Genomic DNA, 13852 nt, shown 5'->3' with positions numbered 1-13852 from the left:
GCGCCTACTTCGCCTGATCCTCACGCCGCGGTAGCATGCCCATGTGCTTGGGCGGAACCGCTAACCGAAGCGCAGCCGCGAACGTTCCTTCGCTTTCTCCGCCTCGACCTCTCGGTCGCGCGTCGGTGCATGGGTGTGCAACGACGTCAGCAGTCTTCGCGCAGCCTCCGAGACCTCGGCGACCGCGCGGTCGAATGCCGCCTCATTGGCCTGCGACGGCTTGTTGAACCCGGAGAGTTTTCGCACGAACTGAAGCGCGCTGGCATGGATCTCGTCCTCGGTCGCGGGCGGCTCGAAATTGAACAGCGTCTTGATGTTGCGGCACATGCAGTCTCTCCTGATGATTTCCTCATAAGACGATCGGCGGAGCCGAAATCCTACATCTTTCCCGACACTTCTGCTAAGATCCATGCCAACGCGGCCGCGAACCATGAGCCGCACATGGGATATAAACATGAAAGTTTCTTGCGCGGCGCTGTCGGCCGTTTTGCTGTGCATCTCGACATCGGCATTCGCCGCCGACTATCCGGCGCCGAAACAGGGCGATTGGATCGCCAAGGCTTTCAAGTTCCACACCGGCGAGGTCATGCCGGAGCTGAAGCTGCATTACACCACCGTCGGTGAACCGACCGGACAACCGGTTCTGGTGCTGCACGGCACCGGCGGCTCGGGCGCGAGCATGCTGACACCCGCCTTCGCCGGCGAGCTGTTCGGCGCCGGACAGCCGCTCGATGCATCCAAATATTACATCATCATTCCCGACGCGATCGGGCACGGCAAATCGTCAAAGCCGTCGGACGGCATGAAGACGAGCTTTCCGAAATACAATTACGACGACATGGTCGAGGCGCAGCATCGCCTCGTGACCGAAGGCCTCGGCGGCGGCCACGGCACCACCGGCAACGCAAAATTCTACAGCGAGCAGGTTCGGCAATTGTTGCAAACCGCGCCGCAGCGCACGATGTAGGCATCGTCAGATCTGCCTCGATATCGCAACGCATCATATGCGGCGCCTCAGCGCCGCATGTTATTTGAGCATGCAATGACCTGACGGCTCGGGCTTAATCGCGTGAACGATACGAATCGACACGCGATAAGGAGGATCGCATGCACAGGCTTGCGCTGTGCGTTTGGCTCGCCGCGATGACGGGCGCCGCGTTCGCGTTCGATAACGGCCAATACGACAACGTTTCGCCCGACATCCGCGCTTGGTTCAAGAGTGTAATCGCGCCGAACGGCATACCTTGCTGCGACATCTCCGATGGCCATCGCACCGACTACGACGTGCGCAAAGGCACGTATTGGGTTCCTATCGAGGGACAATGGATGGAGGTGCCCGACCGCGCCATCATCCGTGATCGCGGCAATCGGGTCGGTCAGGCCGTGGTGTGGTACGTCCACCACCGCGGCACCATTATCATCAGTTGCTTCGTGCCCGCCGACGCGGTTTAACGTCTTAAGATGGATATCGTTGGCGGACATGCCCCGATCGGGTAGTTTGACGCCGAACTCATCCGGAGGCATGCCGTTGACCGATCTCTGCGCCGAAGACCTCGCCACGATCTATGCGAAGCCGACCCCACGCGTGATTGCGAAGGCGCGTCCCGCGATCGACGTGCATGCGAAGAAGTTCATCGAAATGTCGCCGTTCTGCGTGCTCGCGACATCAGGCACCGACGGCAGCGTCGACGCCTCGCCGCGCGGCGGCGGGATCGGCTTCGTCCACGTCGCCGGCCCCAATCAACTGCTGATGCCCGACCGTGCCGGCAACAACCGCATCGACAGTTTCCGCAATGTCGTCGAAGGCTCGGGCTTCGTGCATCTGCTGTTCTTCGTGCCGGGGATCGACGAGACGCTGCGCGTCGGTGGACGCGGCACGCTGTCAGCCGCCCCGGATCTGCTCGCTTCGATGGTCGAGTTCGGCAAACCGCCGCGCGCGGTGCTGAGCGTCGCTGTCAGCGAAGTCTATTTCCACTGCGGCAAGGCGCTGATGCGCTCAAAGCTCTGGGCACCGGAGAAGGTGCAGCGTTCGGTGATGCCCAGCATCAGCCAGGTCATCCACGACCAGACCAGCCTCGGCGAGCCGGAGAGCCAGGAGATCGTGGAAGAGCGCTACAAGACGCAGCTCTAGATCACAGCGTCGTCGCGGCCTTCGGCGAGACGACGCTGGAGTGCGCGGCTGACGCCGGAGCTTAGTGCCCCTCGCCCTCGAGCCCGCCGACGTGCTTCTGGGTATAGAGTTCGAGGCCGATACGGCCGATCAGGTCGAGCTGGGTTTCGAGGAAGTCGATATGGTGCTCCTCGTCGCTCATCAGCTTCTCGAACAGGTCGCGCGTGACATAGTCCTTGACGCTGTGGCAGTAGGTCGCCGCTTCCTGGTAGAGCGCCCGCGCGCTCATCTCGGCGGCGAGATCGCACTCGATGATCTCCTTGACGTTCTGACCGATGCGCAGCGGATCGAGCACCTGCATGTTCGGGAAACCGTCGAAGAACAGAATCCGCTCAGTGAGCTTGTCGGCGTGCTCCATCTCCTCGATAGATTCCTTGCGCCAGACCTTGGCCATGTCGCGGAGGCCCCAATTGTCGAGGAAGCGGTAGTGCAGCCAGTACTGGTTGATCGCAGTCAGTTCGTGACGCAGCGCCTTGTTGAGATAGTCGATAACTTTCGCGTCGCCCTGCATGGTTCACTCCAGCTCTTGCAGTCCAAACCGGTCCTAAACCGAGTTTAGAATGCTTCTAAATGAGTTCACGGACAAGGGCAACCGGCGACTGAGACCCGGCCGGGGAAAGCTCAGCCAAATTTGCGGAAGTCTTCAGCAGGCTGCGAGAGCGAACTCAGCGGGCTGAGCCGTCTCGTCATTGGCCGCCACGGTGTGGCTGTGCGGGCAACCGGAGCAGCAGGACTGGGCACAGGGGCCCAGCGCTTCATCGATGATGGTCTTGATGGTGCGGGCGCAGCGGCCGCATTCTGCACTGCAGCCGAGGCATCCATAGACCTGCTTGGCATGACGCACGGCATCGTCGGACTCGGCGACGGCGGCGCGGATGTCGTCATCGCTCAGCACGTTACAGGAACAAACGATCATGGAAGCGGTAGGCCCTTCGGTGATGCGCCATCATCGATATTTAAGGAGCCGTCCGGATGCAAAAGGAAAAGCCGGTATTTCAAGCTATTCCAAACTGGCCCCGAAACAGCCTAGAACGGCTCTAAATAAGAGAGTTGCGCTGAATCAAGATGATGCCTGAAGAGGACCTAGTCGCTGCTCCCACCTGCCCCACCATCGCCCCCGCCTCCGCAATCTCCACCCCCGCCGCTATCGCTCGCGGAGCAGCTACCGCTGTCCGTTAAGCTTGCGGAACTGTCGCCGGAGAACCAGCTTCCGAGCGAGACGCGCCCCATTCGCATAACCGACCACACCGACGGCCGCGACGGCGATCAGGGCGTTGGGTCGCACCCGGCCAATGCGCCGTTCATTGATCGTTCAAACGAAATATGGAACTTTGGCCGCAAGAGTTCCGCGTTCGCTGTGAAAGGTCACCCCAATGAAGAAGTCGCTTCTGGCAGTAGCTGCCGCCGCCACCCTGGTTTTCGCTGCAGGGACACCGGCCCATGCCCAGCGTGGTGTCGCTGCCGGCGTCGCCGCCGGGATCATCGGCGGCGCCATCGTCGGAGGCGCACTGGCCTCCCCGTATTATTATGGACCAGGATCGGGCTACGCGTATGGCCCGGGTTACGGCCCCGGCTACTATCCGCCCCACTACTACGCGCCGGGCCCGGGCTACGTCGCCGACGACTACTACGGCGATGGCTGTGTCTGGCAGAAGCAGCGCTTCTGGGACGGCTACGCTTGGCGCGTCCGTCGCGTCCGAGTCTGTGGCTGAGGCGCGTTAGAGCCGGTTCGAATCAGTCGACCGAGTTGAGCCGGTTCACTACGGATGCGCCGTTCATCTCCGGGCCTGAAAAAGACCGCTTTTTCTCGTCACAGCTCTGTGTGCGTTTACCGTGGATTGACCATTTGCGCGCTTCCTAGCTGCAAGGCCAATTCCATTAGAGTGTGCGTGAACCTTTCAAACCCGGACGCTCCTAACTAGGTGCGTCCATCTCCCGGGAGAGCCAAGAGCATGAAGAAGACTATTGTTGCCGCCCTCACGGTTGCGACGATCGCCGGTTCGCTGGTGACCGCCGCTCCGTCCGCGCAGGCCCATGACGGCGTCGGTGTCGGCATCGCGGCCGGCCTGCTCGGCGGGGCGATCATCGGCGGCGCCATCGCGTCGAGCCGTCCGGCTTACGGCGGACCGGTGTACGTGGCCGAGCCCGGCCCGCCGCCCCCGCCCTGCTACTGGCAGCGGCAGCGCTATTGGGATGGTTACGGCTGGACCGTTCGCCCGGTTCGCGTCTGCTACTGATCTGATCGCAAGGCCTGCTTAAGCGCCGCGATCGAAGCCCGGCCGAGACCAACGGCCGGGCTTTTTCTTATTTGGCGGCGTTGTTAGCGCGCCGCCTGGATCGAACGCAGCACCTCTTCGCTCGGCCAGCAATCGACCTTGAGCCCGGCCGACTTCTGATAGGCGCCAAGCGCTGCACGCGTCTGCATGCCGGCCTTGCCGTCGATCTTGTCCTTGTAGAGCCCGGCGCGCGTCAGCCCGCGCTGCATCGTCTCGACGTCCTTGGTGCGCAATTGCTTCGACGCGGACCATGGCGTCGCGAACGGGAGCGGGCTCGTCATGCGGTCGCTGAGATGACCGACGAACAGCACATAGAGGTCGGAGAAATTGTATTCCTTGATGACGAAGTAGTTCTTCGTGGTCAGGAACGCCGGACCATAGATGCCTTCCGGCTGCAGCAGTGATGCCGGCTGCGCCAGCTCGGCCTCGCTGAGCCCCTCGCCGCGCACCGGCACAAAGCCTTCACGCAGCCATTGGCCGATCGGCTTCGTCACCTTGGGCACGCCGATGGTGCAGTCGACCTTCGCCGGTGCCTTCACCTCATAGGCCCAGCGCACGCCGTTTTGCCAGCCCTTGTTGACAAGCTGCTGCGCGGCCGAGGCCAGCGCGTCCGGCACCGAGTGCCAGATATCGATGCGGCCGTCGCCGTCGAAATCGACGCCGTGCTTGTAATACTCGGACGGCAGGAACTGCGTGAGCCCGGTGGCGCCGGCCCAGGACGAGCGCATGTCCTTGCGCGTTACCACGCCCTCGCCGAGGATCTTCAGCGAGAGGATGAACTCGTTGCGATAGGTGTCCTTGCGTCGGCCGACATAGGCCTGCGTCGCCAGCACGCGGACGAGATCGTAAGGCAGCGTGTAGCGGCCGTAATCGGTCTCGCGGCCCCAGATCGCGAGCATCACGGTGGCGGGCACGCCGGAATTCTTCTCGATCTTCGTCAGCGCGGCGTTGTATTTCTGCAGCAACCGCTGCCCCTCGCCCGCGAGATTCGCAATCGAGCCTTCCCTGACATAGTCCGCCGGCACCTGCACGAACTCGGCCTGCGACGGCGCGCCGGTCGCGGGCCGCCCGGGCAGGATCAGATCAGGCAGCTTGTAATCCGGCTCGAGCCCGCGCGTCTGCTCGTCGAACGTCGCGCGCGAGATGCCGGCCTGTTGCGCTTCCGGCCAGAGCGAGGCGATGAACTGCGTGAAGGCAGCGTCGGCGGCGTGGGCTGACGACCAGCCGCAGGTGACCACAATCACCGCAGCGATGAGCGTCCGCCGTATCATCACGCCATCACCGCGTCAGTTTCTTGTACTTCACGCGGTGCGGAATGACGCTGTCCTGGCCGAGCCGGCGCATCTTGTCCTTCTCGTAGTCCTGGAAGTTGCCTTCGAACCATTCGACGTGGCTGTCGCCTTCGAAGGCCAGGATGTGGGTCGCGATGCGGTCGAGGAACCAGCGATCATGGCTGATGATGACGGCGCAGCCGGCAAAATCTTCCAGCGCCTCTTCGAGCGCGCGCAGCGTGTCGACGTCGAGGTCGTTGGTCGGTTCGTCGAGCAGCAGCACGTTGGCGCCGGACTTCAGCATCTTGGCGAGATGCACGCGGTTGCGTTCACCGCCCGAGAGCGCGCCGACCTTCTTCTGCTGGTCGGCGCCCTTGAAGTTGAATGACGAGCAATAGCCGCGCGAGTTCACTTCCTTCTTGCCGAGCAGGATCAGCTCGTTGCCGCCGGAAATCTCCTCCCACACGTTCTTGCTGCCATCGAGCGCGTCGCGCGACTGGTCGACATAACCGAGGTGCACGGTCTCGCCGACCGTGATAGTGCCCTTGTCCGGCTGCTCCTGCTTGGTAATCATCCTGAACAGCGTGGTCTTGCCGGCGCCGTTGGCGCCGATCACGCCGACAATGCCGCCGGGCGGCAGCTTGAAGGTGAGATCGTCGATCAGCAGGCGATCGCCGTAGCCTTTGCTGATAGCTTCGAAATCGACCACGTTGGCACCGAGGCGTTCGGCGACGGGGATGATGATCTGCGCGGTCTGGGTCTGCTTCTCGCTCGCCTGCTTGAGCAGATCCTCATAGCGCTGATAGCGGGCCTTAGACTTGGCCTGGCGGGCCTTCGGCGACGAGGCCACCCATTCCTGCTCGCGTGCAATCGTCTTCTGGTGCGCGGCATCCTCGCGGCCTTCCTGCTCGAGCCGCTTCTGCTTCTGCACCAGCCAGGACGAATAGTTGCCCTCGTAGGGAATGCCCTTGCCGCGGTCGAGCTCGAGAATCCAGCTCGTGACGTTGTCGAGGAAGTAGCGATCGTGGGTGACGATCAGAATCGCGCCGGGATAGCTGCGCAGATGGCCTTCGAGCCACGACACCGACTCGGCGTCCAGATGGTTGGTCGGTTCGTCCAGCAGCAAAAGCTCGGGCTGGTCGAGCAGCAAGCGGCACAAAGCAACGCGGCGGCGTTCACCGCCCGAGAGCTTCGTCACATCGGCATCGTCGGGCGGGCAGCGCAGCGCATCCATCGCCTGGTCGACCTTGCTGTCGAGATCCCAGAGGCCCTGGGCCTCGATCTCGTCCTGCAGCTTGGTCATTTCGTCGGCGGTCTCCTCGGAATAATTCATCGCCAGCTCGTTGTAGCGATCGAGGATGGCCTTCTGCTTGGCGACGCCCAGCATGACGTTCTCGCGTACGGACAGCTTCGGATCGAGCTGCGGCTCCTGCTCGAGATAGCCGACGCGCGCGCCCTCGGCGACCCAGGCCTCGCCGGTGTACTCCTTGTCGAGGCCCGCCATGATCTTGAGCAGGGTCGACTTACCGGAGCCGTTGACGCCGAGAACGCCGATCTTGGCGTCCGGGTAAAAGCTCAGGCGGATGTTGTCGAGCACCTTGCGGGTCGGGTAGCTCTTGGTCAGGCCGTCCATGAAGTAGACAAATTGGCGCGCCATCGGTCCCGTGAAACCTTCAATTTGAGGATATTTGCTTGCTGCCGATGTAGCGATCCCGCCCCCAAAGGGCAATGTTTTCCCTCCGTTCACCACGGATGAATACTCGGCAGACACCATCCGGCCCCATTCCGGACAATTGAAACTATCTTTTAATCAATCAGGCCAAAGCTCGGTTTCGCGCGGAAACAGCGCCACCCGCTCAGAATGAACGGAGAGCACAGCGAGGCCCATCATGGCTCTGATCGAGACCCATTCCCTTCCTGTTCCGGCACAAGCCGGCCGCTCCTCCGCGCTCGTCGCGGAGATCAAGGGTTTCTGGAAGCGCTTTTTCGCGACGGCGTTCAACCCCTACCGGCCCGAACTGCACTACATGCGCGGCCCTGGGCCCGCCTGGCGTGCCAAGCACGGTATGGATGCGCCGATCCGGCTGAAGCCCCGCAAGCTCTGAGCCGCGGCTCCCGCTCGGATTTTGCCTACGGATTTTTGAAGTCCCGGACTGCTTGCACGCAGGCATGATTGCGCGCAACCATGACGCGGTTCCGACGGTGGCGATGCCGCCACCTCTCGCCATGGATGAACGCTGATGACACAGCTGCGCTGTGCAATTCTCGACGACTATTTCAACCTCGCCCTCGACGTCGCCGACTGGGCGAAACTGTCCGACCGCGTCGACGTCACCGTATTCAACCATTCCTTCACCTCGGAGCAGGCTGCAGCCAGCGCGCTGGCCGATTTCGAGATCGTCTGCGCGATGCGTGAGCGCACTGCGTTTCCGAAGAGCCTGTTCGAGCGCCTGCCGAAGCTGAAGCTGCTGCTCACCTCCGGCATGCGCAATGCCGCGATCGACATGGAGGCCGCGAAGGCGCGCGGCGTCGCCATCGGCGGCACGCAATATTCCCGCGATCCGACCGCGCCGCTCACCATGGGCCTGATCCTGGAACTGACCCGCGGCATCGGCCGCGAGAATGCGCGCATGCATGCCGGCGAGCCCTGGCAGACTTTTGCCGGCGTCGAGATCGAGGGCCTCACGCTCGGCGTCGTCGGACTGGGCAAGCTCGGCACCAAGATGGCCGGCATCGCCAAGGCCTTCGGCATGAACGTGATCGCCTGGAGCCCGAACCTCACGCCGGAGAAGTGCGCGGCGGCCGGCGTCGGCTACGCCACCAAGGAGGAACTGTTCGCCAGGGCCGATATCGTCACCATCCACGTGGTGCTGAGCGAGCGCTCACGCGGCCTCGTCGGCCGCGCCGACCTCGCCCGGATGAAGCCGACCGCCTTTCTCGTCAACACTGCGCGCGGGCCGATCGTGGACGAGCAGGCGCTGCTCGAGGCCTTGCAGCAGCGCAAGATCGCCGGCGCCGGCATCGACGTGTTCTCGGTCGAGCCGCTGCCGGTCGACCACCCCTTCCGCAAGCTCGACAATGTCGTGCTGACGCCGCATCTCGGCTACGCGACCGAGGATGGCCTGCGTATCCATTACGGGCAGATGGTCGAAGCGATCGACGCCTGGACGAGAGGCAGCGAGCCGCCGCGACGGCCCGCCTGATGCCTCAGGCCGCCGAGCGATGCCTGGTGGGCTGTAACGCCGCATCGGCAAAACCGTCGCGCCAGGAGGCATGCGCCGGCAGCCAGCCGAGTTCGCGCTTCGCCTTGGCGTTGGATGCCCCGCGCACCTCTGTCATCATCGCAACCATATGCTCGCCGGCAAGCAGGCGCCCGAGCCACGCAGGAATGTGGAGGGGCGGCTTGGCACCAAGCAGTTCGGCCAGCGCGGGCAGCCAGTCCTTCACCTGCGCCGGATGGTCGTCGACGATGTTATAGATCTCGCCGGCACGTCCGCGTTCGACCGCGGCAAGCGTGGCAGAGGCGGCATCCTCGGTGTGAATGAACGACCACGTGCCGGCGCCATGGCCGATCACCGGCACCCGCCGGTGCCGCAACTGGTCGATCATCGCCGCCGAGAGCGTGCCGGTACCAGCTCCATAGAAGAATCCATAGCGCAGCACGATGCCTTCCGGCGCCGTTGACGCAGTGACGGTTCGCTCCAGATACTGGATTGCCTCAAGCGTGTGTCGCAGCTCTTGCGGTGGATTCGGGTCGAGTTCATCGGTCTCGGCCTTCACCGCTCCCCCGGTGCGGCTGAAGGTCCAGCCACAGAAGCTTTGCGCGATGAAGCGCCTGGCGCCGGCCTCGCGCGCGGCGGCGAGCAGAATATCGATTCCGCGCGTTCGGAGCTCGTTGGTTCGCGCGAAAGCCCGATCGAAATGGCGCAGATCCGTGGCGGCCGCGAGTTCCGTCATCTGGTGGATGACCATTTCGGGCTTTGCCGCAATGACCGCCGCGCGCATGCTGTCGGCATCGAGACCGTCGGCGACGACGGGCTCCGCGCCCAATCGACGCACGAGGTTTGTTTTTGCCGCGCTGCGTGTCGTGCCAGTCACGGAATGACCCGCGGCGACCAGCGCCGGAACAAGGTGCTGCCCGACCGCGCCGGTCGCGCCCGCAACAAAGATGCGCATCGTGTGCTCCTCGATTCGTTGCAATCCCATTGGGACGTAATCGAGCTGCGGAGCCGTTCAAGTGCGCAGGAAGCGCGCGACAAATGACTACGGCGCGTGACCGAAGTGCACGCGCCGCAGTCAGATCAATTTTGCGGCCGATAGTTAGCGCACGGTGACCGGCGCGGGCAGCGGCGGCACCACCGTCGGCTGCGTGCCCGGGACCGGACCGGCCTGAGCAGCCATCGGAGCGGGACCGGGCGCAGGCGCGGCGGATGCGGTCGCGGTGCCGGCCGGCGGACTACCCGGCATCACCACCACGCGGGTGCCGACCTTGGCGCGGTCGAACAGATCCGAGACGTCCTCGTTCAGCATGCCGATACAACCGGAGGAGACGAACTTGCCGATCGTCGAGGGCTGGTTGGTGCCGTGGATGCGGTAGACGGTCGAGCCGAGATACATGGCGCGGGCGCCGAGCGGATTGCCTTCGCCGCCGGCCATGAAGCGCGGCAGATAGGGCTGGCGCTCGATCATCTCCGCCGGCGGATGCCAGTCCGGCCACTCCGCCTTGCGGGTGATCTTCTGCACGCCGGTCCAGGTGAAGCCGTCGCGGCCGACGCGGACGCCGTAGCGGATCGCGCGGCCATTGCCGAGGACGTAATAGAGGTAGGTGTGCGGAGTATCGACCACGATGGTGCCAGCCGGCTCCTTGGTCTGGAACGCGACTTCCTGGCGCCGCAGGTTCGGCGCCAGCTGCGCCGGTGCCGCATCAGGCTGCTCCTCGGGCGGCAGTGACGCCACCGACATCGGCCGGCCATCTGCACCGGGCTGCGGCGAGACCGCGCCGGTCGCGGCCGGACCACCGACAGCTTCCGGCGGACGCATGCCATCATTGCCGGGCGCCTGGCCCGGACGGTCGGCATAAATCACCGCGGGCGGACCGGCGGGGCGGCCGTAGCGGGGATCATCGGGTGACATCACCGGGCCCTGCGGCGGGGCGGCGGAATAGACCGGCGGAGCGCCAGCCGGACGGCCGTAACGCGGATCATCCGGCGACATCACCGGACCCTGCGGCGGAGCAGCCGAATAGACCGGGGAGCGCCGGCCGGACGGCCGTAACGCGGATCGTCAGCCGGACCCGGCGGCGGCAGCGAGGCCTGCGGCATCGCGTCGTCGTCATCTTCCAGCGCGTCGAAACTGGGGGTGCGGTCGCCGGGCCGATATTCGGCCGGAGCGCCGTAGCTCGGCGCCTGCTGAACCGGGTAGCTCTGGGCCTGTGCGAACGAGGTTCCCGCCGCAGCGACTGTTGCGGCAGCGCATATCGTCAGAAAATGCTTGATCATCATCGCTCTTGTATAGCCCCCAGGCCCCATCCGAGCCGTTAACGGCCACATGACCGAAGATCGCGGCACATTCAAGACATAGCCGGCTGATTTGTGCCTGATGAAGCGATTTGTGATGCAATCGCACACAGTTGCTCCGTTGCATCACGGGGATGGAAATCGCATCACGCCGTAGATCGGCGAAGTCATCAGCTCCAATTTTTACGGAACGGCACGGAGACGTTGCGATATGGTCGAATCAGCCTGATTCGCCACCGATTTGAGCTCGGATCCAGCGTGGCGAGCGCGGCAATCAGTACCGTCACCGCGTTCAGATGGCTCATGGGCCCTGGCCAGCCGCCGGGGCGGAAATTCGTAACCTGTCAATGCTTCCCGGCCTTCGCTTCCTGCTCGCCGCGATCCTGCTGTCTGCCTCTATCCTGGTGTTCGGCCTGGGAGCCGCCTCACTGCTGCGGGCGAGCCATGAGCAGTATGTCAGCAACCCGTCCTGGCGGAATGGCCCGCAGGAGCAGGTGTTCGCGCAAGCCTCCGAGCCGGCCCAGCCGGTGCTCGCGGCGCTCCGCGTGGAGCCGGTCGCGGCTGACACCAACGAGGCGGCGCCCGCAATGCAGGACCAGGTTCCGAGCATCGGTCTGCCCGCGGTCGAGATCGCGCCTGAGCAGATGGCCGCAGTGACACTCGAGGCCCAAGCCCAATCTGAGCCCCAGCTCGAGCCTCAGGTCGTCGTCGCCCCGCCTGCAGAGCCGGCTCCGCCCACCGAGGTACCAGCCCCTGAGCAAGCCGAGATCCAGGCCGCGGCTCCTGCGCCCGCCGACACACTCTCGCTGGCCGACACGACGGCTCCCATCGCCACGACGTCGCCGGCCCCGTCGATGAGCGCCACCGACGTGCCGCGCACCGCAACGCCCGCGCTGGCATCGCGCGTGAGCGACATAGCAGCGGCCAGAATGGCGGCGCTGAACGAGCTCGCGCCGGCGAAGTCCAAGGCCGGCAGCGCGACGCAAGCGAGCAAGCCGCGTGCGCACAAGCCGAAGAAGCGTCACCGCATCGTGCGGCGCCCGCCGCCTCAGCAGCTGCAGCAGGCACTCGATCCGTTCGGCCAGCAGCCGCAGACGCTCGCCACGACCGCAACGCGCACGCGCTGACCTCAGGCCGGCCCCGTCGCGATCGGCGGGCCTTTCTCCTGGCCCCATTCCGACCATGAGCCGTCATAGAGCGCGGTGTCGGTAATCCCGAGGCGATAGAGCGCGAGCGTCAGCACGCCGGCCGAGACGCCGGAGCCGCAGCTCGTCACGATCGGCGCATCGAGCTTGACGCCGGCGCCCCTGAAGGCCGCGCGGAGCTCGTCGAGCGGCTTCATCGTGCCGGTCGCGGCATCGAACAGCTGATTGTAAGGCACGTTGCGCGCACCGGGAATATGACCGGAGCGGATGCCCGCGCGCGGTTCGGGGGCGCGGCCTTCGAAACGATCGGCGGCACGGGCGTCGATCACCTGCTCGGTGCGGCTTTCGATATTGGCGATCAGCTGCTGCATGCTGCGCACGCGCTTGGGATCGTAACTCGCCTTGAAGCTTGCCGGCTTCGGCTTCACCTCGCCGCTCTCGACCGGACGCCCCTCGGCGCGCCACTTCTTCAGACCACCATTGAGGATGCGGACATTGCTGTGGCCGAAAGTCAGGAACATCCACCATGCGCGCGGTGCGGCGACCCAGCCGCCGGCATCGTAGAGCACGACGGTATCGGCATTGGAGATACCGAGATTGCCGATATCACGGCCGAACTGTTCGGCGCTCGGATACATGTGCGGCAGTGGATTGGAATGATCCGAGACCGCATCGACGTCGAAGAACGCGGCCCCCGGCAGATGCGCGGCGAGATAGTCATCCTTCGGCAGCGGCAGCACGCCCGGCAGCTTGAAGCTGGCGTCGAGCACCTTGACGTTGGGGTCCTTGATGTGGACGGCGAGCCATTCGGTGGAGACGAGGGGGTCGGTGGTCATGCGGCATTTTCCTTGTCATTCCGGGGCGTGCGCAGCACGAGCGAGATTGAAGCGGCGCGCGTCAAACTCCGCTGTCATCGCCCGGCTTGACCGGGCGATCGAGTATTCCAGAGGCGGTTGTGATTGAGCCGAGAGGCCGCGGCGTACTGGATTCCCCGCCTTCGTGGGGAATGACGCCGGAGATCCGAACCATGCGAAGCACCTCACACCCTTCTTCTTCGGCTCCCACTGCTCCGTCGGGCCACCGGCGTCGCGCCAGGCGGCGTAGCCGCCGGCGATGTGGGCGACCGGCTTCAGGCCCATGTCCTTTGCGGTCTTGGCCGCGAGGGCGGAGCGCAGGCCACCGGCGCAGTGGAAGACGAACTTCTTGTCTTCCTGGAAGATCGGCTTTGCGTAGGGGCTCTGCGGATCGATCCAGAACTCGAGCATGCCGCGCGTGCAGGAGAACGCGCCGGGGATGCGGCCGTCGCGCTCGATCTCGCGGGGGTCGCGGATGTCGACGATGACGACCTCGCCGTTCTTCGAGATCTCGATGGCGTCCTTGGCGTTGAGCGTCTCGATCTCGGCATTGGCCTCGTCGATCAGCGCCTTGATGCCGCGGGTGATGTTTTGGGGCATGTGGTTCTCCCTCTTGTCGG

At 64.5% G+C, this 13852-nt stretch carries 15 protein-coding genes and 3 pseudogenes; 9 read left to right on the top strand and 9 right to left on the bottom strand.

All coding sequences use genetic code 11. The features are described from left to right. Positions 1-60 precede the first annotated feature (60 nt). Positions 61-327: a DUF2277 domain-containing protein gene (locus ACTGJ9_RS14835; protein WP_456677645.1), complete on the bottom strand. Its 267-nt coding sequence runs from the start codon at positions 325-327 to the stop codon at positions 61-63. A gap of 127 nt (positions 328-454) precedes the next feature. Between ACTGJ9_RS14835 and ACTGJ9_RS14830 the strand changes: the two are divergent. The 3 genes and pseudogenes from ACTGJ9_RS14830 to ACTGJ9_RS14820 all read left to right on the top strand — a co-directional run. Then, positions 455-889: pseudogene (locus ACTGJ9_RS14830) on the top strand (alpha/beta fold hydrolase); the annotation flags it as partial. 218 nt (positions 890-1107) lie between these two features. Beyond that, a complete protein-coding gene (locus tag ACTGJ9_RS14825) occupies positions 1108-1452 on the top strand; it encodes a hypothetical protein (RefSeq protein ID WP_456677644.1) in 345 nt (114 codons plus the stop codon). 76 nt (positions 1453-1528) lie between these two features. Beyond that, on the top strand, positions 1529-2131 hold the full coding sequence (locus ACTGJ9_RS14820; protein WP_456678526.1) for an MSMEG_1061 family FMN-dependent PPOX-type flavoprotein: 603 nt from the start codon (positions 1529-1531) through the stop codon (positions 2129-2131). A gap of 61 nt (positions 2132-2192) precedes the next feature. On the opposite strand, the gene bfr is transcribed toward ACTGJ9_RS14820, so the two are convergent. Together bfr and ACTGJ9_RS14810 are read right to left on the bottom strand one after the other, a co-directional pair. Further along, a complete protein-coding gene (bfr, locus tag ACTGJ9_RS14815; protein WP_148750586.1) occupies positions 2193-2681 on the bottom strand; it encodes a bacterioferritin in 489 nt (162 codons plus the stop codon). A 132-nt stretch (positions 2682-2813) separates the two neighbouring features. Continuing rightward, entirely contained in the window at positions 2814-3086 is a 273-nt protein-coding gene (locus ACTGJ9_RS14810; RefSeq protein WP_456677643.1) for a (2Fe-2S)-binding protein, read from the bottom strand. Here ACTGJ9_RS14810 and ACTGJ9_RS14805 point away from each other — a divergent pair. From ACTGJ9_RS14805 to ACTGJ9_RS14795, 3 genes are all read left to right on the top strand, one after another. Further along, positions 3085-3246 (top strand): hypothetical protein, encoded by a 162-nt coding sequence (locus tag ACTGJ9_RS14805; protein WP_456677642.1) that lies wholly within the window; start codon positions 3085-3087, stop codon positions 3244-3246. The two genes, ACTGJ9_RS14810 and ACTGJ9_RS14805, sit on opposite strands and share 2 nt — an antisense overlap. Positions 3247-3543: 297 nt before the next feature. After that, the gene (locus ACTGJ9_RS14800) at positions 3544-3882 is read left to right on the top strand and encodes a hypothetical protein (protein WP_456677641.1); all 339 of its coding nucleotides are present in this window, start codon (positions 3544-3546) and stop codon (positions 3880-3882) included. Between the two features lie 240 nt (positions 3883-4122). Next, the gene (locus tag ACTGJ9_RS14795) at positions 4123-4407 is read left to right on the top strand and encodes a hypothetical protein (RefSeq protein ID WP_456677640.1); all 285 of its coding nucleotides are present in this window, start codon (positions 4123-4125) and stop codon (positions 4405-4407) included. A gap of 83 nt (positions 4408-4490) precedes the next feature. Here ACTGJ9_RS14795 and ACTGJ9_RS14790 read toward each other — a convergent pair whose 3' ends face one another. Both ACTGJ9_RS14790 and ettA read right to left on the bottom strand, forming a co-directional pair. Beyond that, positions 4491-5717 carry a lytic murein transglycosylase gene (locus ACTGJ9_RS14790; protein WP_456677639.1) on the bottom strand — a complete coding sequence of 409 codons (1227 nt, stop codon included), beginning with the start codon at positions 5715-5717 and terminating at the stop codon, positions 4491-4493. A 7-nt stretch (positions 5718-5724) separates the two neighbouring features. Continuing rightward, positions 5725-7374, bottom strand: coding sequence for an energy-dependent translational throttle protein EttA (gene ettA / locus ACTGJ9_RS14785; protein ID WP_456677638.1), 1650 nt, complete (start codon positions 7372-7374; stop codon positions 5725-5727). A gap of 232 nt (positions 7375-7606) precedes the next feature. Here ettA and ACTGJ9_RS14780 point away from each other — a divergent pair, with 232 nt between their 5' ends. Continuing rightward, positions 7607-7822: a hypothetical protein gene (locus ACTGJ9_RS14780; RefSeq protein WP_456677637.1), complete on the top strand. Its 216-nt coding sequence runs from the start codon at positions 7607-7609 to the stop codon at positions 7820-7822. A 135-nt stretch (positions 7823-7957) separates the two neighbouring features. Beyond that, complete coding sequence (locus tag ACTGJ9_RS14775; RefSeq protein WP_456677636.1) at positions 7958-8920, top strand: D-2-hydroxyacid dehydrogenase family protein; 963 nt, start codon at positions 7958-7960, stop codon at positions 8918-8920. A 4-nt stretch (positions 8921-8924) separates the two neighbouring features. Here ACTGJ9_RS14775 and ACTGJ9_RS14770 read toward each other — a convergent pair whose 3' ends face one another. Then, entirely contained in the window at positions 8925-9893 is a 969-nt protein-coding gene (locus ACTGJ9_RS14770; RefSeq protein WP_456677635.1) for an NAD-dependent epimerase/dehydratase family protein, read from the bottom strand. 144 nt (positions 9894-10037) lie between these two features. After that, positions 10038-11215 (bottom strand): annotated as a pseudogene (locus ACTGJ9_RS14765) (L,D-transpeptidase). 365 nt (positions 11216-11580) lie between these two features. Between ACTGJ9_RS14765 and ACTGJ9_RS14760 the strand changes: the two are divergent. Next, complete coding sequence (locus ACTGJ9_RS14760) at positions 11581-12360, top strand: hypothetical protein (RefSeq protein ID WP_456677634.1); 780 nt, start codon at positions 11581-11583, stop codon at positions 12358-12360. Positions 12361-12362: 2 nt separating this feature from the next. Here the strand turns inward: ACTGJ9_RS14760 and sseA are convergent, their stop codons facing one another. Further along, positions 12363-13214, bottom strand: coding sequence for a 3-mercaptopyruvate sulfurtransferase (sseA, locus tag ACTGJ9_RS14755; RefSeq protein ID WP_456677633.1), 852 nt, complete (start codon positions 13212-13214; stop codon positions 12363-12365). A gap of 210 nt (positions 13215-13424) precedes the next feature. Next, positions 13425-13832, bottom strand: a pseudogene (locus tag ACTGJ9_RS14750) (rhodanese-like domain-containing protein); the annotation flags it as partial. Between the last annotated feature and the right edge of the window lie 20 nt (positions 13833-13852).

Source organism: Bradyrhizobium sp. RDM12 (genome assembly GCF_051917485.1).
Lineage (GTDB): Bacteria > Pseudomonadota > Alphaproteobacteria > Rhizobiales > Xanthobacteraceae > Bradyrhizobium.
The sequence above is the reverse complement of the archived record's forward strand: the minus strand, read 5'-3'. Positions and strand labels throughout refer to the sequence as shown.